The sequence below is a fragment of the Corallococcus aberystwythensis genome (genome assembly GCF_003612165.1).
Classification (GTDB): domain Bacteria; phylum Myxococcota; class Myxococcia; order Myxococcales; family Myxococcaceae; genus Corallococcus; species Corallococcus aberystwythensis.
The window spans coordinates 15,120-36,059 of sequence record NZ_RAWK01000072.1 but is presented as its reverse complement, the minus strand read 5'-3'; the positions used below and the strand labels follow the sequence as shown (position 1 = coordinate 36,059).

At 70.4% G+C, this 20,940-nt stretch carries 13 protein-coding genes; 5 read left to right on the top strand and 8 right to left on the bottom strand.

All coding sequences use genetic code 11. The annotated features are described in order from the left end of the window. Window positions 1–991: 991 nt before the first annotated feature. Window positions 992–5,347, bottom strand: a complete 4,356-nt coding sequence (locus D7W81_RS14105) for a carbohydrate binding domain-containing protein (RefSeq protein WP_120555886.1) — start codon at window positions 5,345–5,347, stop codon at window positions 992–994. A gap of 179 nt (window positions 5,348–5,526) precedes the next feature. Here D7W81_RS14105 and D7W81_RS14100 point away from each other — a divergent pair, with 179 nt between their 5' ends. The 3 genes from D7W81_RS14100 (at window position 5,527) to D7W81_RS14090 (ending at window position 10,667) form a co-directional block, all read left to right on the top strand. Further along, window positions 5,527–8,598, top strand: a complete 3,072-nt coding sequence (locus tag D7W81_RS14100) for an aminotransferase class I/II-fold pyridoxal phosphate-dependent enzyme (protein ID WP_120555885.1) — start codon at window positions 5,527–5,529, stop codon at window positions 8,596–8,598. A 38-nt stretch (window positions 8,599–8,636) separates the two neighbouring features. After that, window positions 8,637–9,935: an acetamidase/formamidase family protein gene (locus D7W81_RS14095; protein WP_120555884.1), complete on the top strand. Its 1,299-nt coding sequence runs from the start codon at window positions 8,637–8,639 to the stop codon at window positions 9,933–9,935. Between the two features lie 138 nt (window positions 9,936–10,073). Further along, complete coding sequence (locus D7W81_RS14090; RefSeq protein WP_120555883.1) at window positions 10,074–10,667, top strand: SRPBCC family protein; 594 nt, start codon at window positions 10,074–10,076, stop codon at window positions 10,665–10,667. 10 nt (window positions 10,668–10,677) lie between these two features. Here D7W81_RS14090 and D7W81_RS14085 read toward each other — a convergent pair whose 3' ends face one another. The 4 genes from D7W81_RS14085 to D7W81_RS14070 form a co-directional block, all read right to left on the bottom strand. After that, on the bottom strand, window positions 10,678–11,898 hold the full coding sequence (locus D7W81_RS14085; protein ID WP_120555882.1) for a serine hydrolase domain-containing protein: 1,221 nt from the start codon (window positions 11,896–11,898) through the stop codon (window positions 10,678–10,680). A 9-nt stretch (window positions 11,899–11,907) separates the two neighbouring features. After that, window positions 11,908–12,555 carry a 2OG-Fe(II) oxygenase gene (locus D7W81_RS14080; protein ID WP_244227205.1) on the bottom strand — a complete coding sequence of 216 codons (648 nt, stop codon included), beginning with the start codon at window positions 12,553–12,555 and terminating at the stop codon, window positions 11,908–11,910. Window positions 12,556–12,628: 73 nt separating this feature from the next. After that, window positions 12,629–13,567, bottom strand: a complete 939-nt coding sequence (locus D7W81_RS14075) for an ATP-grasp domain-containing protein (RefSeq protein WP_120555880.1) — start codon at window positions 13,565–13,567, stop codon at window positions 12,629–12,631. A gap of 28 nt (window positions 13,568–13,595) precedes the next feature. Further along, on the bottom strand, window positions 13,596–14,258 hold the full coding sequence (locus D7W81_RS14070; RefSeq protein ID WP_120555879.1) for a hypothetical protein: 663 nt from the start codon (window positions 14,256–14,258) through the stop codon (window positions 13,596–13,598). Between the two features lie 156 nt (window positions 14,259–14,414). On the opposite strand from D7W81_RS14070, the gene D7W81_RS14065 reads away from it, so the two are divergent. Next, complete coding sequence (locus tag D7W81_RS14065) at window positions 14,415–15,758, top strand: erythromycin esterase family protein (RefSeq protein ID WP_120555878.1); 1,344 nt, start codon at window positions 14,415–14,417, stop codon at window positions 15,756–15,758. A gap of 465 nt (window positions 15,759–16,223) precedes the next feature. Then, the gene (locus D7W81_RS14060) at window positions 16,224–18,305 is read left to right on the top strand and encodes a WD40 repeat domain-containing protein (RefSeq protein ID WP_120555877.1); all 2,082 of its coding nucleotides are present in this window, start codon (window positions 16,224–16,226) and stop codon (window positions 18,303–18,305) included. Between the two features lie 4 nt (window positions 18,306–18,309). On the opposite strand, the gene D7W81_RS14055 is transcribed toward D7W81_RS14060, so the two are convergent. The 3 genes from D7W81_RS14055 to D7W81_RS14045 all read right to left on the bottom strand — a co-directional run bounded on the left by D7W81_RS14055 (window position 18,310) and on the right by D7W81_RS14045 (window position 20,934). Then, on the bottom strand, window positions 18,310–19,410 hold the full coding sequence (locus D7W81_RS14055) for a hypothetical protein (protein WP_120555876.1): 1,101 nt from the start codon (window positions 19,408–19,410) through the stop codon (window positions 18,310–18,312). Window positions 19,411–19,429: 19 nt separating this feature from the next. Continuing rightward, complete coding sequence (locus D7W81_RS14050) at window positions 19,430–19,924, bottom strand: Mpo1-like protein (RefSeq protein ID WP_120555889.1); 495 nt, start codon at window positions 19,922–19,924, stop codon at window positions 19,430–19,432. Window positions 19,925–20,013: 89 nt separating this feature from the next. Continuing rightward, window positions 20,014–20,934, bottom strand: coding sequence for a hypothetical protein (locus D7W81_RS14045; RefSeq protein ID WP_120555875.1), 921 nt, complete (start codon window positions 20,932–20,934; stop codon window positions 20,014–20,016). Window positions 20,935–20,940: the final 6 nt, after the last annotated feature.

Genomic DNA, 20,940 nt, shown 5'->3' with positions numbered 1-20,940 from the left:
TATAAGAGACAGCTCCCGCCCGACCCGATTCCAACTGGTCCGACAGTCGGACCAGTCGCCGCCGTTCGGCTCCAGCGGGAACCCCCACCACGGCGGGCGACCAGTTCCGAGTGGTCCGACAGTCGGACCAGTCGCCGCCGGTTGGCTCAAGCGGAAGCCCCAACCCATGGGGGCAACCCGGTCCCGAGTGGTCCGACAGTCGGACCAGTTGCCGCCATTCGGCCTGAGCGGAAGCGCCCTTCACCCACGGAGGCGACCGCTGCCCTAACCAGTCCGACAGTCGGACAAGTCGCAGCCATTCGGCCCGAGCGGAAGCGCCCTTTACCCACGGAGGCGACTGCTGCCCTAACCAGTCCGACAGTCGGACCAGTCGCGGCCATTCGGCTCAAGCAGAACCCCCCTACCCACGGCGGGCGGCTGCTGTCCCAACGGGTCCGACAGTTGGACCAGTTGCTGCCGTCCGGCTCCAAAGGGAGAGCCGCTGCCCACGGGCGACCTGGTCTCAACTGGTCCGACAGTCGGACCCGTTGCCGCTGTTCGGCTCCAGAGGGAGCCGCCGCCCACGGGCGCGACCCGGTCCCAACTGGTCCGACAGTCGGACCCGTTGCCGCTGTTCGGCTCCAGAGGGAGCCGCCGCCCACGGGCGCGACCCGGTCCCAGCTGGTCCGACAGTCGGACCAGTTGCCGCTGTTCGGCTCCAGAGGGAGCCCCTGCCCACGGCGACCTGGTTTCAACTGGTCCGACAGTCAGACCCGTTGCCGCTGTTCGGCTCCAGAGGGAGCCGCCGCCCACGGGCGCGACCCGGTCCCGAGTGGTCCGACAGTCGGACCAGTTCGTGCGGTGCGCCGCCGGCGGGGGAGACCCATCAAGGGGCTCTCTTCTTTTCCAAGTGGGCAAGAGTCCACGTCCGAGGCTTGGAACCCTCCAGCCCGGCACGGCCCCTCACGGCAGGCCCTTTGTTCCGGACCCGCCGCGAGGTGGCTTCACCGGCTCAGCGCCAGGTGTCGTTCACGGTCGTGGTGCCCGTGGCCGGCGTCGTCAGGGTGCGGTTTGCGCCGCCCTCCCAGGTGACGTTGTTGGCGGCGTCCTTCTTGATGAACTTGTACTCAATCGCCGTGGATCCCGGCAGCCCGACGGCCGCGCCCCACGTGGGGTAGTTGTCCGCGGACAGCAGGACGGCGCTCGCCGGGCTCCAGCTCCCCAGTGCGGCGACGTTGCCCACCACGTACACGCTCTGGCCCATCACGGTGCTCGCCGTGACGTTGAAGGTGACCGTGGCCCCACTGGTGGTCGTGGTGACGGAGAGCGCGGAGGACTGCGCGGACGCGGTGCCCGCCGTGTCCCGCGCCCGCACGGTGTAGCTGTACGCCGTGCCCACCGTCAGCCCCGTATCCGTGTAGCTGGCCGTCGTGGGCGAGCCCACCAGCGAACCATTGCGATACACGTCATAGCCCGCGATGCCGCTGGCGTCGGTGGATGCCGTCCACGTCAGGGTCACGGTGGTCGCTGTCTTCGACGGAGCTGTCAGGCCGGAAGGCACCGTGGGCGCGGTGGTGTCCTGCGACGGCGCACCCGCGGAGATGGTCCCCGCGTTGAACGTGGATGTGCCCGCGGGGAAGAAGTAGTTGAGTCCCCCGTTGTTGTCCCACGTGCCGCTGCCATTGTTGAAGACGGCCTCCAACTGCGTGGCCGAGCCCAGGGACACCGTGTGCTTCGCGTAGCCCGCGACCTCCGCCGTCGTCATGGCCACGCCCGGCGATGTCGTCCACGTGCCGCCCGCGGGACGGGAGTGGATGTACGGCGTGGCATAGCCCTTCTTGTAATAGACGGTCGCCGTGTTGCCCGTGCTGGTGGTGACGGAGAGCGCGGTGCTCGCCGAGGACGTGTTGCCCGCCGCGTCGCGTGCCTTCACGGTGTAGGCATACGCCGTGTTGGAGGACAGCCCGCTGTCGGTATAGGCCGTCGTCGTGGGCGTGCCGACCTGTGTGCCATTGCGGAACACGAGGTAGCCCGTCACGCCGACGTTGTCCGTGGAAGCAGTCCAGCTCAGCGACACCGTCGTCGAGGACTTCGACGGAGACACCAGGCCCGTGGGCACCGACGGCGCCGCGGTGTCACTCACCGGGCCGCCCGCCGTGATGACTCCGGCGTTGAACGTGGAGGTGCCCGTGGGGAACAGGTAGTTGCCGCCGTTGTTGTTGTCCCACGTGCCGCTGCCGTTGTTGAAGACCGCCTCCAACTGCTGCACGGAGCCCAGGTTCACCGTGAACTTCGCGTAGCCCGCCACCTCCGCGTCTGGCATCAGCACCCCCGGAGCGGTCGTCCACGTGCCACCCACGGGGCGGTAGTGGATGTAGGGCGTGGTGAAGCCCTTCTTGTAATAGACCGTCGTCGTGTACCCCAGGCCGGTGGTGACGGAGAGCGCCGCGCTGGCGACAGAGGTGTTCCCTGCCGCGTCGCGAGCCTTCACGGTGTAGCTGTACGCCGTGCTCGAGGACAGCCCCGTGTCCGTGTACGTCGTCGCCGTGGGCGCCGCGACCTGTGTGCCATTGCGGAACACGAGGTAATCGCTCACGCCGTAGTTGTCCGTAGCCGCCGTCCAGCTCAGCACCACTGACGAACTGGTGACGCCCGAAGCACTCAAGCCCGTGGGCGTGGAAGGCGCCGTCGTATCCGAGGGCAGGGTGGTGACGGAGTGCGCGGTGCTCGACGAGGACGTGTTGCCCGCAGCGTCCCTCGCCCGCACCGTGTAGCTGTAGGCGGTGCCCGCCGTGAGCCCGCTGTCGGTGTAGCTCGTCGTGGAAGGCGTGCCCACCTGAGTGCCATTGCGGAACACGAGGTAGCCCGTCACGCCGATGTTGTCCGTGGCGGCTGACCAGGTCAGCGACACGGAGCGGTCCGTGCGCGTCGCCGCGAGCCCCGTGGGGACGGACGGCGCGGTGGTGTCCACGCGGAGGAACGGGTAGGTGCCCGTCACCGGGCCGTTGAGGTCCTCGATGTACTTGCCCCCCTCCAGCCGGTACCTGCCCGCGCCCACGTAGACGGATTGGATTTCGCTGCGGGTCACGTTGCCGCGCGCGTCGGTGGCCTCGATGTAGTAGTCGAGCACCTGGTCCCGGTACGCGCTCAAGTAGGCGTAGTAGAGGTCTCCAATCTCCTGCGCGGCCACCTTCTGCATCACCGGCAGGTGCGCTGGCTGCCACGCCACGCCGTTCATCACGGGGCGCAGTTCGCGGCGCTGGAGCGGATGGTCCACCCACGCGCCCACGCGCGACGGATCGATGTTGGGCACGCCCGCGGCCTTCAGCGCCGCCGGGTCATAGACACGGGGCGTGTTGTCCAGCGGGTCGATGCTCTTCGCGGTGTGCACGCGCACCCGCGCCTTGATGCTGGTGATGCCGCTGACGTCGAAGGCGTAGGTGTACAGCGCGAAGGCGTTGTCGAAGTGGTGCAGCGTCCAGCCTTCCGACTTGTCCGTGTTGGCGCTGCCCGGGTTGTACGGCCAGCGCTGCGGCCACCAGACGGATGGCCCCGTGCGGTCCTGCGCCAGCCGGTCCTGCACGTACGGCTTGGAGAAGTAGAGCGACTGGTTGAAGGACAGCGTGGGCTTCACGTTGTCGTCCACGTTCTCGTCGTAGTAGCCGAAGCCGGAGTCCATGGCCGGCAGGAGGAAGTACCAGGCCAGCTCCGCGGGGTTCGCGCCGCCCGCCCAGTCGTTCCCCGCGTCGCCCTTCACCGGGAAGGACAGCATCCACGGGTTGAGCTGATTGCCCGCGTGCGTGATTTGGGAATCCAGCGCCGTGGTGGGCTTCCAGTGGTTCGGGTGCGCGTCCAGCCACAGCTGTTCGGACGTCTTCGCGTAGTTGAGCGCGGCCTGGAGCAGCGCGAAGTTGCGCTCCAGGTAGTGCCAGCCGTGCTCCAGCGACACCGTCATCCCTTCCTGCACGCCGCTCAGGTTCGTCTTGGGCGCCAGGTTGAGGCCGGTGGCGGAGTTGAAGGCGGGGAACTGCCCCTTCCAGATGCCGAAGGGCAGCCGCCAGTGGTGCCACTGCGGGTCGGACGAGGAGTCGCGCGTGTCCACCCAGGAGCCGTCCTGCACGTGCACCACGTCCGTGGCGACGGGCGTGTTGCTGACCAGGTACTCGTCGATGCCCAGGCACTGCACTCCGCCGGTGCAGGTGACGGCGCGGCCGTTGAGCCACGTGTCCAGCGAACCCGCGCGTCCGCCGGAGTTGTCGCCGTCGTGCGCGAGCACGAAGAACTGCTTCTGGGGCGTGAGCCCCTCGAAGTTGCGCAGGCCCACCACGTCCACCGTGGCCTGTCCCTCCCAGCCCTCCAGCCAGGAGCCGTTCTGGTTGACGGGGATGCCCACGACGCGCGACTCGGCGCCGGTGGCCGGGTCCACGTAGCGCACCCAGTGCGGCGTGGAGGCGAAGGGGTACTTGTTGCGGATGACCTGCTGCTCGTGCGCCATGGACTCGCTCACCCAGGCGCCCACGGTGCTGGTGTTCTGGAGGTCCGCGCGGTTGGGCGGTGACACCAGCGTGTCGGAGCCCGGGTCGTTGAGGAACGGGTAGTCCTTCAGCGTGCGGGAGAAGTGGTTGTCACCGATGACGGACCACTTCACGCCCAGCTTCGCCAGCGTGGGGATGAGCCGCTCGCTGAAGCCCAATTCCGTGGGGAAGAAGCCCTTGGAGGACGTGAAGCCGCTGCCCAGGAAGTACGACTGGGACAGCGTGGCGCTCTGGTGGATGAGGTCCTTGAGGAAGTAGTCCGGCCCCACCAGCGGGCCCATGGAGTGGTGGCCCGTGAAGTGGATGAGATCCAACGAGCGGTTGCCCGCGGGCGTGCGCAGGTTCGTGTAGCGGTCCCTCCAGGTCGCGCCCCAGTTGGCGTTGTCGTAGCCGGTGACGTTCCGGCGGGTGACCAGGTCGTTGACGTTGTTCACCACCGCGCCGGACATGGTGACGTGAACCTGTCCCGTGGAGGCGTTGGCCTTCATGTCCGCGGCCACGTCCGGCGGCCAGAACTGATACGCGCCCACCTTCGCGTGGTGCGAGTAGTACGTCACCAGGTCGTCGTGCGGCATGGGCGCGCCCGACGGCAGGAAATAGGTGTAGTTGGCCGGAGGTGACTGCTTTATCTGGATGACCTGTCCGTCATACGCGTAGCGGATGGGACCGCCCACCGGTGTCGCGTTGTATTGGGTCAGGTCGTAGTACGCCCAGAAGTTGGGCATGTGATTGTGATACACGTGCGCGGCGGCGATCTGCGCCTGTGCCGGCTGCGCGTGTAACAGGATGACGGCGAACACCGCGAGCCAGGCCAACTGCGATTGTCTTTTCATCGAGCGTCCCCACCGGGCGAGTGGGGGCCGCCCGGTGGGCACTGCTTACTGACGGTTGACGCCAGATTTCCCATGTAAACTGGGAATGACAATCTGTAAATCGATACTGCGATGCGTCAGGCATTCGCGAAAGGCTGTCGTTGACAGCACTCAGCCGGGCCCGGACAGTCCGCCGAGCCATGGCCACCTATCCCGCGTCACCCCGTGAAGCCTTTGTCCAATTGCGTACGCTTTCCGAGGCGCTGGCCCGGCCGGAGGAGCGTCCGCGGGCGTTGGCGGAGCTGCGCGAGCTGGCGGAGCTGTCGCGCGACCAGCCGGAGGGCGCACCGCTGCGGCTGGCGTCGGTGGTGGTGGCGGTGGGCGCGTCCCAGGAACGGCTGGAGCTGCTGATTCCTCCGTCCATCTTCGCGCCCGAGGCGTGGGCGTTCACGTTCCTGGAGGGGCTCTTGAAGGTCCCCCTGGACGAGTACGCCGGCAAGCAGCTGGTGGAGGTGGGCTCGGGGTCCGGGTGGATCTGCATCGCGCTGGCGAAGTTCACGGGGCTCGCGCGCATCAAAGGGCTGGACCTGAACCCGCAAGCCCCGGCGGTGGGGTTGTGCAACGCGTGGCTCAACGGCGACGAACACCTGGTGTCGCGGCTGTCCTTTGGTGAGAGCGACCTGCTGCGAGGCCTGCCGCAGGCGCCCACCTGGGACTTCATCGTCGGGTGCATCCCCCAGGTGCTCCGGAGCGACGAGCTTCCCGCGGAGCTGGCGCAGGCGGATGAGCAGGCGCTGCTGGACCTGTCCAACTACACCTCGCTGCAGAACGTCTACGAGGACCACTTCGGCCTGGGGCTCATCGCGCGGCTCCTGGACGAGGCGCCGGAGCGGCTGGTGCCGGGCGGACGGCTGCTGTTGAACCTCGCGGGCCGTCCGGGCCGGGCCATCATCGCGCGCATGTTCACCCGGCGCGGCTTCACCACCTGCGTGCGCGTGGCGCGGCGGGTGATGCAGGCGGCGGACACGGACATCCGCCCCCTGGTGTCGCTGGAGCAGCGCACCGGGCGGGAGTTCGAATTCTTCATGGAGGCCCACAGCCCGGAGCCCCTGCGCGCGGCGACGGCGCTGGGGTGGCTCCAGTCCGGCCAGCCCATCTGGCACGAGGTGGCGGTGTGGGAGGCCCACCTGTCACTGCCCCGCGAGACGCTGGCCCTGCGCGCCGCGCTGCGCGGCCTGGGCATCGCGGCGCTCCAGGAGGAGCTGGACCTGGGCGCGGCGTCCGCGGAGCAGCTGGGCTTCGTCACGGCGCTCGCGGAGCGGCTGTCGCAAGCGCCCTACCTGCCCTATGCGCACGAGGCCGGGGACGCGTCCTTCCGCAGGCTGGTGGTCCGCTACCTGGACCGCCACTTCGGCTTGAGGTTGTCGGAGGACTCGCTGTTCGTCGCGCCGGAGCGGGAGCAGGCCGTCTATTCGTTCCTGCTGGCCACGTGTGACCCCGGGGACACGGTGCTGGTGTCGCGCAGCCTGCACCCGCTCTATGCCCGCGCGCTGGACAAGGCGGGCGTGCGCGCCACCGTGACGCACAACACGCTGGGGGAGATCCGCCGCCTGCTCACCGCCTTCGACGTGAAGGCCGTGCTCCTGACGGTGGAGCCGGGCGAGCGCACCAACCTGGCGGTGCTGCGCGACATCGTGGCGGAGGCCGCCCGGCGGGGCATCTGGGTGGTGCTGGACGAGAGCGCCTTCTTCAACATCACCGGTGAGGTGGAGCCGCGCACCCTCTTCGAGTTCCTCGCCCGCACGCAGCACGCGCCCAACCTGGTCATCCTGTACGGCCTCATCAAGAACGCGGTGTGGCCGGACCTGGAGCTGACGCTGCTGCTCCCCGTGCCGGAGCCGCTGCGCGCGGACCTGGAGGTGGCGGCGGAGGTGACGTACTCGCGCATCAGCGTCCTGGCGGAGTGGTTCTACGAGCGCACCTTCTCCGAGCTGCTCGCCTTCCGCATGGCCTTCGCGGAGCCGGAGCCTCCCTCGCCCCACCGTGCCCCGGAGGTGCGGCTGCCGCGCTCGCAGCGCATCGCGCGGCTGGCGGAGCTGCCCGCGTTCGCACCGAAGTTCTTCCGCGAGGACGACCCGGAGCTCGTGCGCCTGGACTACGGCGAGAACGAGGGCCCGCTGCCGCTGCCGCTGGTGGAGGGGCTCATCGCGGCGGGGGTCGCGCCGCGCGCGGAAGCGGCGCAGACGGGACTGGCGGAGGCCGTGGCGGCCTTCCTGCTGGAGACGCGCGGGGCGCGCTATGCCGCCGAGGACGTCGTCGTGGCGCCGGGCGTCTGGCCGCTCATGCACCACCTGGGCGTGGCGCTGCGCCAGCGGCTGGGCCGGGCGCCGCGCGTGTTCCTGGTGACGCCCTGCTATGGCGTGCTCGCGCCCACGTTCCTCGCGGCGGGGTGCGAGGTGGAGTCCGGACCGCTGGGCACGCTGCTGTCGCGCCGCGTGCGGGGCGGCACTCCGGACGCGGTGGTGCTGTCGCAGCCGGCGAACCCCACGGGCCACTACCTGTCGCACGAGGAGTTGATGGCGCTGGCGACGTTCGTGGTGGAGCAGCGCTGTCTCTGGGTGTCGGATGAAATCTTCGGCCTGGTGAACCTCACCAACCCCACGGCGGAGACGGTGCACAGCCCGGTGACGCTGGAGGGGGCGGTGCCGGGCATCGGCGCGCGGACGGTGCTGCTGGGCGGGCTGTCCAAGGAGTTCGCGGCCGGAGGCCTGCGCGTGGGCTGGGTGGCCACGAAGGACCGGGCGTTGGTAACGGCGCTGCGCGACAGCGCTCCAGGCGTGCTGCACACGCCCACCGCTCGAGCGGCGGCGTACCTGTACGCGGCCCATGCGCGGGGACCGGATGGACAGCTGCTCTACGCCGTGCGGCACAAGGCGCTGCGGAACTACCTGGCGCGGATGCGGCGCGACCTGGCGGAGAAGCGCGCGCTGCTGGCGGAGGCGCTGCCCGACGACGGCCGCGCGGAGGCCACGGAGGCGGGAGGCCTCTTCCTCGCGCCGCCGATGACGGCGTGGCTGGGACGTTCCGTGGACGGCGTGAAGCTCACGCCGGAGAACCTGCCGCGCGTCATCTACGAGCACACCCACGTGGTGCTCAACGGCGGTGCGTGGTGCGGCGACCCGGAGCGCGTGCGCGCGGTGTTCTCCATTCCCCGGCAGAAGCTGTTGAAGGCCCGCGACCGGCTGCGGGCCTTCGGCCAGCGGCTGCGGTGACGCGGACCCGGAGCCGTTCCCCTACACTGCGCCACCACATGATCCGCTCCCTCGCCGTCCTCTTCTGCTGCCTGCCGGCCAGTGCGCTCGCGGCCTCCGAGTCGTGGCTCGTGACGACCGACCTGTGGGGCAACCCCGCCTATCAACTCCTCACATTGGAGCGTGACGGGAAGCGCCTCTCGGGAGAGCTGGACGGGGACTCGCTGAAGGGGGAGCGCACGGGCAATACCGTCCACTTCGTCGTCACGGACTCGCGTCAGCAGACCTATGTCTTCGACGGCAAGGTGAGCGGTGAAGCGCTGCGCGGCACCGCGGACTACCCCGACAGCAACAACCCGAAGGCCCGGGCGTCCCATGCCTTCACGGCCCGGTTGCTTCCCTCGCGCCCCGCGGGCCCCGCGCGCGTGCACGACTTCACGCCCACCTCGTGGTCCAATGAATTCACCGCGCACCGCGCGCCGGTGCTGACCGTCTGGCCGGGCGACACGGTGCGCACCTGGACGCTCGACTCCGGCGGCATGGACGCGAAGGGCGTCACCCGCGCCCTCTTCGGCAACCCGCAGACGGGGCCCTTCTTCATCGCCACCGCGAACCCGGGCGACACCCTGGCCATCCGCATCCGCCGCCTCAAGCTGAACCGGACGTTCGCGGACAGCCTGGACAGCATCGTGGGCCGGGCCCTCACGACGGGGCTCGCCGCGAAGGCGGCGGAGCTGGGCAAGCCCGTGCGCTGGAAGCTGGACCCCGAGCGCGGCGTCGCCACCCCGGAGTCCCCAACGGAGCGCCTGAAGGCCTTCACCGTGCCGCTGCGGCCCATGCTGGGCGGCCTGGCGGTGGCGCCCGGCTTCGGCTCCGCGCCCCTGTCCACCGGCGACACGGGCCGCTACGGCGGCAACATGGACTTCAACGAGGTCGTGGAGGGCAACACCGTCTACCTGCCCGTGGCGCAGCCCGGAGCGCTCCTGTACCTGGGCGACGCGCACGCCGCGCAGGGCGACGGTGAGACGTCGCAGTACGCGCTGGAGACCTCCATGGACGTCGAGTTCACCGTGGACGTCCTGCACGGCAAGCCGCCGCCTTCGACGCCCCGCGTGGAGTCGCCCACGCACCTGATGACGCTGGGGCAGGGCGGCTCGCTGGATGACGCCCTGCGCTCCGCGACCCAGGGCCTCACGCAGTGGCTGGAGCAGGACTACGGGCTCACCCTGTCGGAGAGCGCGCAGGTGCTGGGCAGCTCCGTGCAGTACGTCGTCGCGAACCTCGCGGGGCGCAGCGTGGGCGTCGCCGCGAAGCTGGACAAGGCGCGGCTCCAGGCCCTCCGGCCCACCGGGAAGTGAGATGTATTCCCGGGTGTGCTCCCGGGTGCGGAAAATGGGCCGGAAATGCCGTGTCGATTCCGCGGCCCCTCGTTCGACGTGGAGATGAACCCTCCCGCTCACCCGGGAGAGCGTCTCCACTCCAACAAGGGGCCCTCCATGGTCGCCAAGCTCGCCATCGCCATCGCCGTCCTCGTCCTCGTCGTCGCGCTGGGCGCCTTCATCGCCACCCGGCCGGACCACTTCCGCATCGAGCGCAACGCGCACGTGGCCGCGTCCCCGGACACCGTCTTCGCGCTGATCAACGACCTGCACCACTTCGACACGTGGAACCCGTACCGCTTCGATGACTCCCCCGGCCTGACCAAGTCGTGGGACGGGCCCAACGCAGGGCCGGGCGCCCGCTTCACCTACGCCGGCGGCAAGTCCGGGGACGGCCGCATGACCATCGTGGAGAGCCAGCCCGGAGCGCGCGTCGTCCTCAAGCTGGAGTTCTTCAAGCCCTTCGAAGCCACGAACCGGGCCGTCTTCACGCTCACCCCGGAGAACGGCGGCACCCGCGTGAGCTGGGCCATGGACGGGGAGAACACCGTGATGGGCAAGGCGATGTCGCTCGTCGTGAACATGGACACGATGCTGGGCAAGGACTTCGAGCGGGGCCTCGCGAACCTGGACGCCATCGCGCGGGGCGGCACCCCGGCTGCCGGCGCGAGCGCCCAGGCCGAAGCGGCGAAGCCTGCCCCGGCGCTGTAAAGGCCGCGCTTCAGTCCTCCAGCGCCCGGTACGCGCCCTTGGAGAAGGCCATGGCCAGGGCCTCGTCGTCGGGGCCCTGCATGCGTTTCTGGGTCAGGAGGACGGCCGTCAGGTCCTGCTCGGGGTCGATGAAGAACGTCGGGCCGTAGCCGCCGGCCCAGCCGTAGCGTCCGGCGGTGGGCGAGACGCCATCCGGCTTCGTGCACACGGCCCCGCCGAAGCCCCAGCCGGACGCATCCCAGAAGCCGGGGAAGAAGGGCGAGGCGGCCTTCTGCTCCTCGGATATCTGATCCGTCAGCAGCTCCTGGAGGCTCGCGCGGGACAGCGCGCGGGTGTTCCCCGTCTGCCCCCCGCCCAGCAGCATCCGGCAGAAGGCGAGGATGTCATCCGCCGTGGACACCAGCCCGCCCTGGCCTCCTCCGGAGAGGAAGGCGGGGGGCCGCGACCAGTAGCTGTTCGCGGGCGTGTCCCAGGCCTCCAGCCGTCCGGTGACGTCGTCGTGCGCGTAGGCCGTCGTGAGCCTGTCGAGCTTCTCCGCGGGCACGACGAACGCCGTGTCCTTCATGCCCAGCGGCCCGAAGAGCCGCTCGCGCAGGAAGTCATCGAAGCGCAGTCCCGAGGCCCGCGCGACCAGCACGCCCAGGACCTCATAGCCGGTGTGATAGGCCCACCGCTCTCCAGGTTGATGGCGGAGCGGCAGCGAGCCCAGCCGCCGCATGAACTCATCCGGCGGATCCGTGAGCGCGTGGAAGCCAGGCGCCACCCGGGCCTCCACCATGGCCCGCTGGATGGGATGCGTGCCAGGCGGCGCCATCACCGCGCCCAGGCCCCAGCGCAGCGTGAGCAGGTCGCGCACGGTGATGGCGCGCTTCGCGGGAACGGTGTCGTCGAGCGGCCCGTCGGGCGTGCGCAGGACGCGGCGGTTCGCCAGCTCCGGCAGCCAGGGGTCGACGGCGCCGTCCAGCGGGAGCTTGCCTTCCTCCACGAGCATCAGCGTGGCCACGGCCGTGATGGGCTTGGCCATGGACGCGAGGCGGAAGAGGCTGTCCCGCCGCATGGGCGTGCCGGAGGTGAGGTCCTGCACTCCCAGCGCGCTGGCGTGCACGGTGTCCCCGCGCGCGACCAGGGCGACGAGGCCGGGCAGCTCACCGCGCTCGACGTGGCCGCGCAGCCCGGCCGTCAGGTCCGCGAGCCGTGTCTGGGAAAGACCGCGAAGGAGGGTCGGGCTCATGCGAGGACCCTACCGGGAATGGGGGGCTTCCGCGCGCGCGAGGATGAAGGCGGTGATGGAGTAGCGCTGGTGTCCCTGCGCCGCGGACGTCCACTCCGTCACGCGGTGGGGGGCGCCCCTCGCGCGGAAGATGAACACCGAGTTGAAGAGCGGCGGGACGCGCATCAGGTCCGCGTCCACTTCGGGATGCCGGAAGGTGAGGACGCCGCCGAAGCGGTCCTCCCAGGGGCGCGTGAAGTTGTAGACGACGGCGAGCCCTTCCTCGTCCGTGTCCCGGTGCTCCGGGAAGTGCTCGCCCACCTCCATGCGCGACACCTGCACCTGCCGCGTCTCCAGCGGTTGGGGCCAGCCCACCAGCGCGGCGTGGAAGGCCGCGCCGTCCGCGCTCTTGAGCCACGCGCAGAAGTCCGTCAGGGCGGAGGGCGCCTGCTGCGCGAGCGGCGCGATGTGCAGCGGGTACGGGCCGTGGTGGTGCCGCACGAAGCGCGCGTCGCGCAGGGCCTGATGCAGGGCTTCCGCGCGCTCGGGGAGGATTGCGTCCCGGAGGCAGAGGTGCGGCACCCGCCCGCCTTCGATGAACTCCTGGCGGAGGGTGGTGCGCAGCGCCTCGGACGCGGACGCAAGGCGCGTCCAGGCGGTCGCGGAGGGCGGGAACACCTCCGGCTTCGGCGCGGAGACGGGGCCGAAGATGCTGTCGGCGTAGTCCGCGATGAAGAACCCGCTCGGGCGCTCAGGCCTTGGAGACGAGGTAGCTGGCGAGCCGGGTGATGACTTTGCCGTCGCGCGGATCATCGAAGAAGGAGATGGCGGGAGTGGGGTTGAATTCAAGCGCCACGAAGGCGCCTTGTTGGGTGCGCCGCAGGTCCACCGCAGTGAAGACCATGCCCAGCGCCTTCGCGCCCTTGAGGCACACTGCCCAGGCCTCCTGGGGCAGGCGGGAGGGCTTTACCCGGTGCAGGTTCTGCCGCGCGTCCACCACGCCGTCGGTGGGGATGTGGAAGGCGGCCACGGGCTCGCCGTCGAGCACATAGGCGCGGAACTCGTCGCCGACAATCTGCTCCTGGAACAGCACGGGGCAGTTGGCGAGCAGCTGGAGCCGTTCCTCGGTGAGGTCAGCCTCCTCCACCTTGCGCACCAGCGCGCCGCCGCTCAGCGGCTTGTAGATGACGGACCCGTGACGCGCGACGAACTCGCGCACCGCGTCCGGTGAGGCGGTGGCCAGGCTGCTGGGAACGGGGATGCGGTGGCGGCGCAGCAGGGCCAGCTGCTGCAGCTTCAGGTAGTGCAGCTCCACCGCCTCCAGCGGGTTGACGAAGGAGCCGCCGCGCCGGTGGAGCGAGCGCAGCACGGAGTGGAGGAACGACTGACGCTCCCGCTCCGCCAGGTACTGCTCCTGCCAGCGCGGGAAGTTGCGCTCGGACAGGGCCTCGGCTTCCGGGACCGGGAGCGAGAGGCGCACGAGCTTGAGGTAGAACGAGCGCAGGTCACTGAGACACTCACCGTCCCAGTGCACGTCGCCGTCCTCCCAGCTCAACGCGGCGGAGTCCGGCACCCGGTCCGTCTCCAGGACGACGGCTCGCGCCCGACGGCGCTCCACCGCTTCAGCAACGAAGCGGGTGGCGTCATCTGAACGCGAGCCGATGACCACGACCTTCTTGCGAGACGTCATGGGGTCCGTGACTTCGCCTGCCGGTCGTTCAGACCGGGCTGTCCATCTTGACCTTCACGATGCCGCCATCCAGGGGCTTGAAGTCCGGGAGCTTCGAGCCACGGGTGGGGTCGTCCATCATGACCTTCACGACGCCGATGTCTTCCGGCGGCTTGAAGTCCGGCAGCTTCGAGCCACGCGTGGGGTCGTCCATCATGACCTTCACGACGCCGATGTCTTCCGGCGGCTTGAAGTCCGGCAGCTTCAGGTCGCCGGTGGGGTCGTCCATCCGGATCTTCACGCGACCGCCGTCCGGCGGCGTGAACTTCGGCGGCTTCAGGTCGCCGGTGGGGTCATCCATCCGGATCTTCACCCGGCCACCGTCCGGCGGCGTGAACTTCGGCGGCTTCAGGTCGCCGGTGGGGTCGTCCATCCGGACCTTCACCATGCCGATGTCCTTCGGAGGCTTGATGCCAACGCCCTTGCCCCCCACGAACTGGTCGGCGAGCTCACGGGCCTTCGGGGTCAACTTCACCTGCTCGAAGACGTCGCGCACCTGGCTCTTCTGCTGGGGGCTCAGCTGGGCCGCGTCCGCGCCCTGGAGCGCCTTCTTGAGGACGGGAGCGCCCACCGCCTTGCCGGCCGTGCTGGCGGTCTTGAGGGCGGTCTGCAGCGACGAAACGAAGCCCGTGGGGGATTTGATCTGGGTCATGAAGATTCCTTTGCGAAGGTTATCGGCATGACCGGATCGGGAGTTGCTTGATTCTCTGAAGCTGAGAGTCCCGGAGGCTGGGGCGCCGCCTGGTTGCCCGCCGCCTTTCCTCCGCGCGTGTGCGGCTCCACCCTTGATGGAAAGGGAGGAGACACCATGGCGACCCGGGAGGACGCACTGCTGGTACGGGCCATCGCGGAGACCGTGCGACCGCTCCAGGGAACGCGGGAGGACCTGGATCCGCTGATGGACCTGGTGGGCGACGCGCGGTGCGTGCTGATTGGCGAAGCGACCCACGGCACGCACGAGTTCTACCGGCTCCGCGCGCTCCTGACGCGGCGCCTCATCGAGGAGAAGGGCTTCAGCGCCGTCGCGGTGGAGGCGGACTGGCCGGACGCGTACCGCATCAACCGCTACGTGCGCGGGGCGGGCACCGACGCGGACGCGGTGGAGTCGCTCTCCGACTTCCATCGCTTCCCCGCGTGGATGTGGCGCAACGCGGACGTGCTCGACTTCGCGGGATGGTTGCGGACGCACAACGACCACCGCTCCGCGCACGACAAGGTCGGGTTCTACGGGCTGGACCTCTACAGCCTCCATGGCTCCATGGGCGCGGTGCTGAAGTACCTGGACGGCGCGGATCCAGCGGCCGCGAAGCGTGCCCGGCATCGCTACGCCTGCTTCGAACACTTCGGAGAGGATCCGCAGGACTACGGTCACTCGACCACGCTGGGCCTGTCACCGGACTGCGAGCGGCAGGTCATCGCCCAGCTCCGCGAGCTGCAACGGGAGCGAGAGTCCCTGCTGCACCGGGACGGGCACCTGGCGGAGGACGCCCAGTTCGACGCGGAGCAGAACGCACGGGTCGTCCAGAACGCGGAGGAATACTACCGGTCCATGTTCCACGGGCGCGTCTCGTCCTGGAACCTGCGCGACACGCACATGGCGGACACGCTGGACGCGCTGCTGGGCTTCCTGACGCGCCGCTCCGGTGACGCGCGGATCGTGGTCTGGGCGCACAACTCGCACGTCGGGGATGCGCGCGCGACGGAGATGGGGGCCTCGGGCGAGGTGAACCTGGGACAGCTGACGCGGCAGCGTCACCCGGGAGCGACGCGGCTCATCGGCTTCAGCACGTACCAGGGCTCCGTCACCGCGGCCTCCAACTGGGGCGGGGCCGCCGAGCGGAAGAAGGTCCGCCATGGGCTGCCGGGCAGCTGCGAGTCCCTCTTCCACCAGGTCGGGCTGCCGGGCTTCCTGCTGGACCTCCGCGAGCTGGGCGAGGTCTCCGGGGCGCTCCGCGAGCGGCGCCTGCAGCGGGCCATCGGCGTCATCTACCGGCCCGACACGGAGCGCATGAGCCACTACTTCCACACCCGGCTGCCGGAGCAGTTTGACGCGATGCTGCACCTCGATGAGACGCGCGCGCTCGAGCCGCTGGAGCGCACCACCGGATGGGAGCGCGGCGAAGCGCCGGAGACCTATCCCACGGGCCTGTAGCCGCAGGGGCCCGCCGGACTTCCGCGCGGACGGGGCCTCCTTGGACGTCTGGACCTTCGGCCATCAAGGCCGTCCAACCGGATGAGAAGGAGAGAAAACCCGCAGGGCCCCCGCTCCGGAGGCGGACCGCGCGAACTGGTCCGACAGTCGGACCAGTTGGGCGTGCCCCGGTCCGGACAGGGCACCCCCTCATGGACGGGAGGTTGGCGCTCCATCCGGGCCGGCGGAAACCTGTCCGACGGCCGGACCCGTTGGGCGCGCCGCGGTCCGGCGCCCCTGCGCTGACGAGCTTCCGCTCCATCCGAGCAGCGGAAGCCGGTCCGACCGCCGGACCGGTTGGGACCGCATCGGGTGGCATGCCCACCGCATGGGCATGGCTTCCTTTCATCCGGGGTACGGTCCTGGCCCCAAGGTGCGGACGCTGCGCGCCCAGGCAGGCCGTGCCCGGTTTCCGGAGGGAGCCCCATGCGGTGGTGGTGTCTCGCGCTGATGCTTGCTTCCTGTTCGGCGCACCGGTCTTCCGGTGGCGAAGCTCCGGACGCCATGACGGCGCGGGACCTGCGCGCTCGCGTCTACGAGGCGAAGGGTGACGCGGCCACCGAGTCCCGGCAGTGGGGCGTGGCGGCGGCATCGTTCGCGCTGGCCCGGGCGTCGCGGGACTCGCTGTCCGCGCAGTGGGGACAGGGCCAGGCGGTGGACCGTGCCTCCACGCTGCGCTGGTCGAAGCGGATCCAGGGCTCGGTGCTCGCGCTGGCCTTCACGCCGGATGGCCGGGTGCTGGCCTCCGGACACTACGACTCCGTCGTGCGGCTCTGGGACGTGGAGCGCGGGGAGTTGCTGGCGGAGCTGAAGGGCCACACGGCGGAGGTCCACGCCGTCGCCTTCTCACCGGACGGCCGCTGGCTGGCCTCCGCGGGCAGGCCCGGGGAGCTGCGTGTCTGGGATTGGCGTCAGGGCCGGCAGCACGCGGTCATCCAGGGCCACACCGACGTCGTGCTCGGGGTGGCCTTCTCGCCCGACGGCAGGTGGTTGGCCTCTGGTGGCCTGGACAAGGCGGTCCGCGTCTGGGACGTCGCGACCGGCTCCGAGTTGCTGCGCTTCCATCACGACGACAACGTCATCGCCGTCGTCTTCTCCCCGGACGGCGGGCGGCTCCTGTCGACGAGCGCGGACCGGAGCGCCCGGGTCTGGGATGTGGCGTCGCGCAAGGAGGTCCACCGCCTCCTGGGGCATGAGGAGAAGGTGGAGGCGGGGGCGTTCTCCTCGGACGGTCAGCGCATCATGACGGCGGCGGGCGACCGCGCCGTGCGCTTCTGGGACGCCCGGTCAGGACAGCTCACCGACGTGCTGCGCAACTCCGGCAACGTCTCCGTGGCAGCCATCGACGGCCGGTTCCAGTCTCTGGTCCAGGGCGGATGGGACGGGCGTGTGCAGCTCATTGATGGACATGGAGGCGCGCTGCTGGAGCGGCTGGATGCGCATCACGCCGCCGTGATGAGCGTGGCCCTGTCTCCAGACGGGCGCACGTTCGCGTCGGGCGGGATGGACGGCGTTCTCGACGTGTGGCGCCGGCCGGAGGTTCCTTCGCGGGTGGTGGTGCGCGGACATTCCGCATGGGTGGAGGCGCTCGCGTTCTCCCAGGAGCGTGAGCTGCTCGCGGGCGGTGAAGAAGGCTGGTGGCGGTGGCGCATCGAGGAGGGGAATGACCTCCGTTCAGCGCCAGGGGGAACGGAGTCCGCGGTGTCCCTGGCGGTGAGTCCGGACCGCGAGCGCATCGCGGTGGGCACGATGAAGGGCAGGGCGCTCGTGCTGGACGCGCGTTCGGGCCGGGTGCTGCTGGAGTTGCCCGGGGTGAACGGCTCCGTGCGCGCGGTGGCCTTCAGTCCGGATGGGACGCTCGTCGCGGTGGCGGGCGATCCCGACATCCAGCTCTGGTCGGTGATGGACGGCAGGCCCGTGGGACTGCTCCAGGGACACACCGGCAAGGTCTGGGCCCTGGCCTTCGACAGCACGGGGCGCAGGCTCGCGTCGGGCAGCAAGGACAAGACGGTGCGCACCTGGGACGTGGAGCGGCGTCAGCCCCTGCTGCGGCTCGACCTGGGCGAGCCCGTGCGCGCCGTGGCCTTCACCCCGTCCCAGCCCCACCTGGTGACAGCGGGCATGCGGCAGCCGATTCGCGTCTGGGACGTGGAGGGGGGCCGGCTGTTGAGGACGCTGGATGAGAAGGCCGTGGGCGTGCTGGCCCTGGCGGTGTCGCCGGATGGGCGCTTCCTGGCCTCGTCGGGCATGGAGCAGGGCGTGAAGGTCTGGAGCCTGTCCTCCGGAGAGCGGCTGGGGGGCTTCACGGGCCAGCAGGGCTTCCTGGCGGCCCTGGCCTTCTCGCCGGATGGAGCGCTGCTCGTCTCCGCGGCCTCCGACGGGACGCTCCAATGGAACCGGTTTGAATCCATCGCCCATCCGTCCCCGGCGGGCGTGGGCATCGAGGACCTCCTGCACCGCTATGGACTTGTCTGGGACGAGGCCCGGTTCCTCCTCCAGTACCGCTGAGCCGTCACATCAGCCGCAGGAAGCGGTTGAAGTCGCGGAACAACCAGAGGGGACTGCCGTGCCACACGGCGATCTCCAGCGCCGCCGCCCAGACGACGAGCCCCAGGCGCACCGCCGTGGGCCAGCGCGGGATCCGCAGCACGCCCACGGACAGGAGCACCAGCAGCAGCGCGGAGGCATGCCACCAGTGGCGCGTGTCGATGACCGCGAGCACGACGCCCAGCCCCACCGACGCCGTCACCAGTCCATCCGAGCCGCGCCAGGAGAGCGCCAGCACCGCCGCGCTCAAGCCCATCACCAGGGCCACCGTCCCGGGCTCCCCCAGGATGGAAGGCGTCGCCGCTTCCGTCCGAGCGGCCAGCGGCGCCATCCACAGGAACGTGCGCACACAGAGGACGCCCGCCACCGCCACCCCCAGCATCGTGCCCCAGGGCCAGTCGCGCGCCGGCCGCCCCTGCACCGCGCGCCACAGCGCCACCACGCCCACGGCGACAAGGACGAATGCCCGGTAGTGCAAGAGCGCCGCGAGCGCCAGCCAGCGGAGCGCTGTCGCCGGACGGTCCTTCGCGAGCGCCGCCAACGCCAGCACCCCACAGACGAGCCACGCGCCGTCGTACTGGCCATTGAGCGCCAGCCGCATGAGCACCAGCCAGCAGAGCACCCCCACCGCCCAGCGGCCTCCGGCGGGAAGTCCGTCCAGGAGCCGCAGCGCCGCGTAGAACGCCACGTGCGCGAAGACGAGCAGGTACAGCAGGCACACCTGCCCGAAGGCGAGGGGCGACATGGGCACCCACTCGCCCAGGAGCGCCAGGGGCAGGAAGAGCACCAGCGCGCCGGGCGGATACACGTACGGCACCTCCAGCCACTGGTCGATGGCCTGCCGGTACGGAATGCCTTCACGAAGCTCGCCCAGCGGCGCGGTGTAGAGCGCCTGGACCCCGCGATGCAGCCCCACCCAGACCACGTACGGGTGGCGCACGTGGTCCGTGTAGCCCTCCTTCAGCGTCCCCGTCGTTGTCACCCCGGACAGGGGAACAAGGGACAGCACGAGGAACGACAGCAGGGTGAGCAGCACCCAGCGCGCGGCGGGATGCCGGACGAACAAGCCAGGGACCTCCACGGGGTCAGGCGCCGGCGGTTGTGGAGGCCACGCGCGCACGCAGGTCCTGCTTGAACCCCAGCGCGAAGAGCACCAGGGTGAGCAGGTACACGGGCTCGATGAAGAAGAGCAGCGGGCCACCCAGCGACAGGCCGTGGGTCTTCTTCTCGAAGACGACGTGCGCGCCCACCACCAGCGCGAAGCGGAAGACCATCACGCCCACCGCGATGCCCGCGGCGGTTCCCGTGGGGAGCCGGGACACGGTCTCGGCGGCGAGCAGCGTGGGGATGAGCGGCAGGGCCATGAGCAGGCCGGCGGTCCACTCCAGCGTCATGGCGTACACGGCCACCGCGGCCACCAGCAGGTGCGCGGCGGTGAGCGGCGTGCCGGGCACGCGCACCCAGCACAGGGGCACCAGCAGGGCGAACGTGAAGAGGTAGGCCCCCACGAAGTGCACGCCGCGGCTGACGCCGTTCTCGTGCAGGGGCATCCAGACGCGCATCTTGTCGGCGAAGCTCATGGCGCCCCCACCGTAGGCCATCCGCGTCCGGGATGCCTCCCTCGCGAGGTGGGGCGTGGCCGCCGTGCACCCCGATGCGCGGCGGCGGGTCAGGCGGAGGCGTTCAGCGCCGCGTTGCGCCCGTCACACGCGGCCTTCGCCAGCCGTGAGCCCACCGCGATGTAGCCGGGATGGCGCACGTAGTCCGGAAGCGTGTCCTCCGACGTGCGCTCGTGGCGCATGTTGAGCGGGGAGAGCCCTGACGCCACCAGCGCCAGCCGCTGCGTCCGCCAGGACAGCCCCGCCTCCTCCATCACGCGCGCGAAGTCCGTCATCCGCTGGACCCGGTCTGCCTGCTCCAGCACTCCGGGACGCAGCTCCTTCGTGTAGCCGGGCTGGGGCTTGTAGTCCTTGCGCAGCTGGTGCAGCTGGGCCTTGCGCCGCGCCGCGAGCAGTTCCTGGAAGCGCGCCTCGGTGGCGGTGAGCTGCTCCAGGGCTTCGCGCCCCATGGCCTCGTAGAAGACGGCCGTCCTGTCATCGCGCCGGACCTTGCCCTCCAGGAACCGCACGTAGCCGCGCGTCGCCTCCAGCAGCTCGCGCTCCGCCGCGTCCACGGGCGGAATGGCCACCCGCCGGGGCACCTCCACCGGGACGAAGACCTCCTTCGGGGTCGTGGGGCCGTGCTCGAAGCGGAACCCGTACCCGGCCTCCCGGTCCCCGAAGACGAGGACGAAGTCCGGCAGCCGGGGCAGGGAAGGGGGTGGAGCCTGGAGGATCCAATCGGCGGGGTCGCTGTCCGTGAGCACCCGGAGCGCCACGAGCCCCCGCGCCTTCATCGCGTCCAGCCAGACGTAGAAGGATGGCTCGAAGCCCCCATCCGGCAGGGCGAAGCCCCCGAAGTCATCAGGTCCCCGGACGAGCGCCGCGCCGCCGGGGTCGTCAATCACCTGCGCCCGCAGGTCGCGTCCTCGCAGCCGCGCGTTGCCGACGATGGCGAGCTGCGGGAGGTAGTCATTGCGCGGCAGGGGCATGGGGGC

Bases quoted from the DNA above. Each gene is read 5' to 3' on its own strand.
- D7W81_RS14085 (WP_120555882.1), bottom strand. From the start codon at position 11,898: ATGAGCCCGACCCTCCTTCGCGGTCTTTCCCAGACACGGCTCGCGGAC.
- D7W81_RS14070 (WP_120555879.1), bottom strand. From the start codon at position 14,258: ATGACCCAGATCAAATCCCCCACGGGCTTCGTTTCGTCGCTGCAGACC.
- D7W81_RS14105 (WP_120555886.1), bottom strand. From the start codon at position 5,347: ATGAAAAGACAATCGCAGTTGGCCTGGCTCGCGGTGTTCGCCGTCATC.
- D7W81_RS14065 (WP_120555878.1), top strand. From the start codon at position 14,415: ATGGCGACCCGGGAGGACGCACTGCTGGTACGGGCCATCGCGGAGACC.
- D7W81_RS14090 (WP_120555883.1), top strand. From the start codon at position 10,074: ATGGTCGCCAAGCTCGCCATCGCCATCGCCGTCCTCGTCCTCGTCGTC.
- D7W81_RS14050 (WP_120555889.1), bottom strand. From the start codon at position 19,924: ATGAGCTTCGCCGACAAGATGCGCGTCTGGATGCCCCTGCACGAGAAC.
- D7W81_RS14045 (WP_120555875.1), bottom strand. From the start codon at position 20,934: ATGCCCCTGCCGCGCAATGACTACCTCCCGCAGCTCGCCATCGTCGGC.
- D7W81_RS14060 (WP_120555877.1), top strand. From the start codon at position 16,224: ATGCGGTGGTGGTGTCTCGCGCTGATGCTTGCTTCCTGTTCGGCGCAC.
- D7W81_RS14095 (WP_120555884.1), top strand. From the start codon at position 8,637: ATGATCCGCTCCCTCGCCGTCCTCTTCTGCTGCCTGCCGGCCAGTGCG.
- D7W81_RS14100 (WP_120555885.1), top strand. From the start codon at position 5,527: ATGGCCACCTATCCCGCGTCACCCCGTGAAGCCTTTGTCCAATTGCGT.
- D7W81_RS14075 (WP_120555880.1), bottom strand. From the start codon at position 13,567: ATGACGTCTCGCAAGAAGGTCGTGGTCATCGGCTCGCGTTCAGATGAC.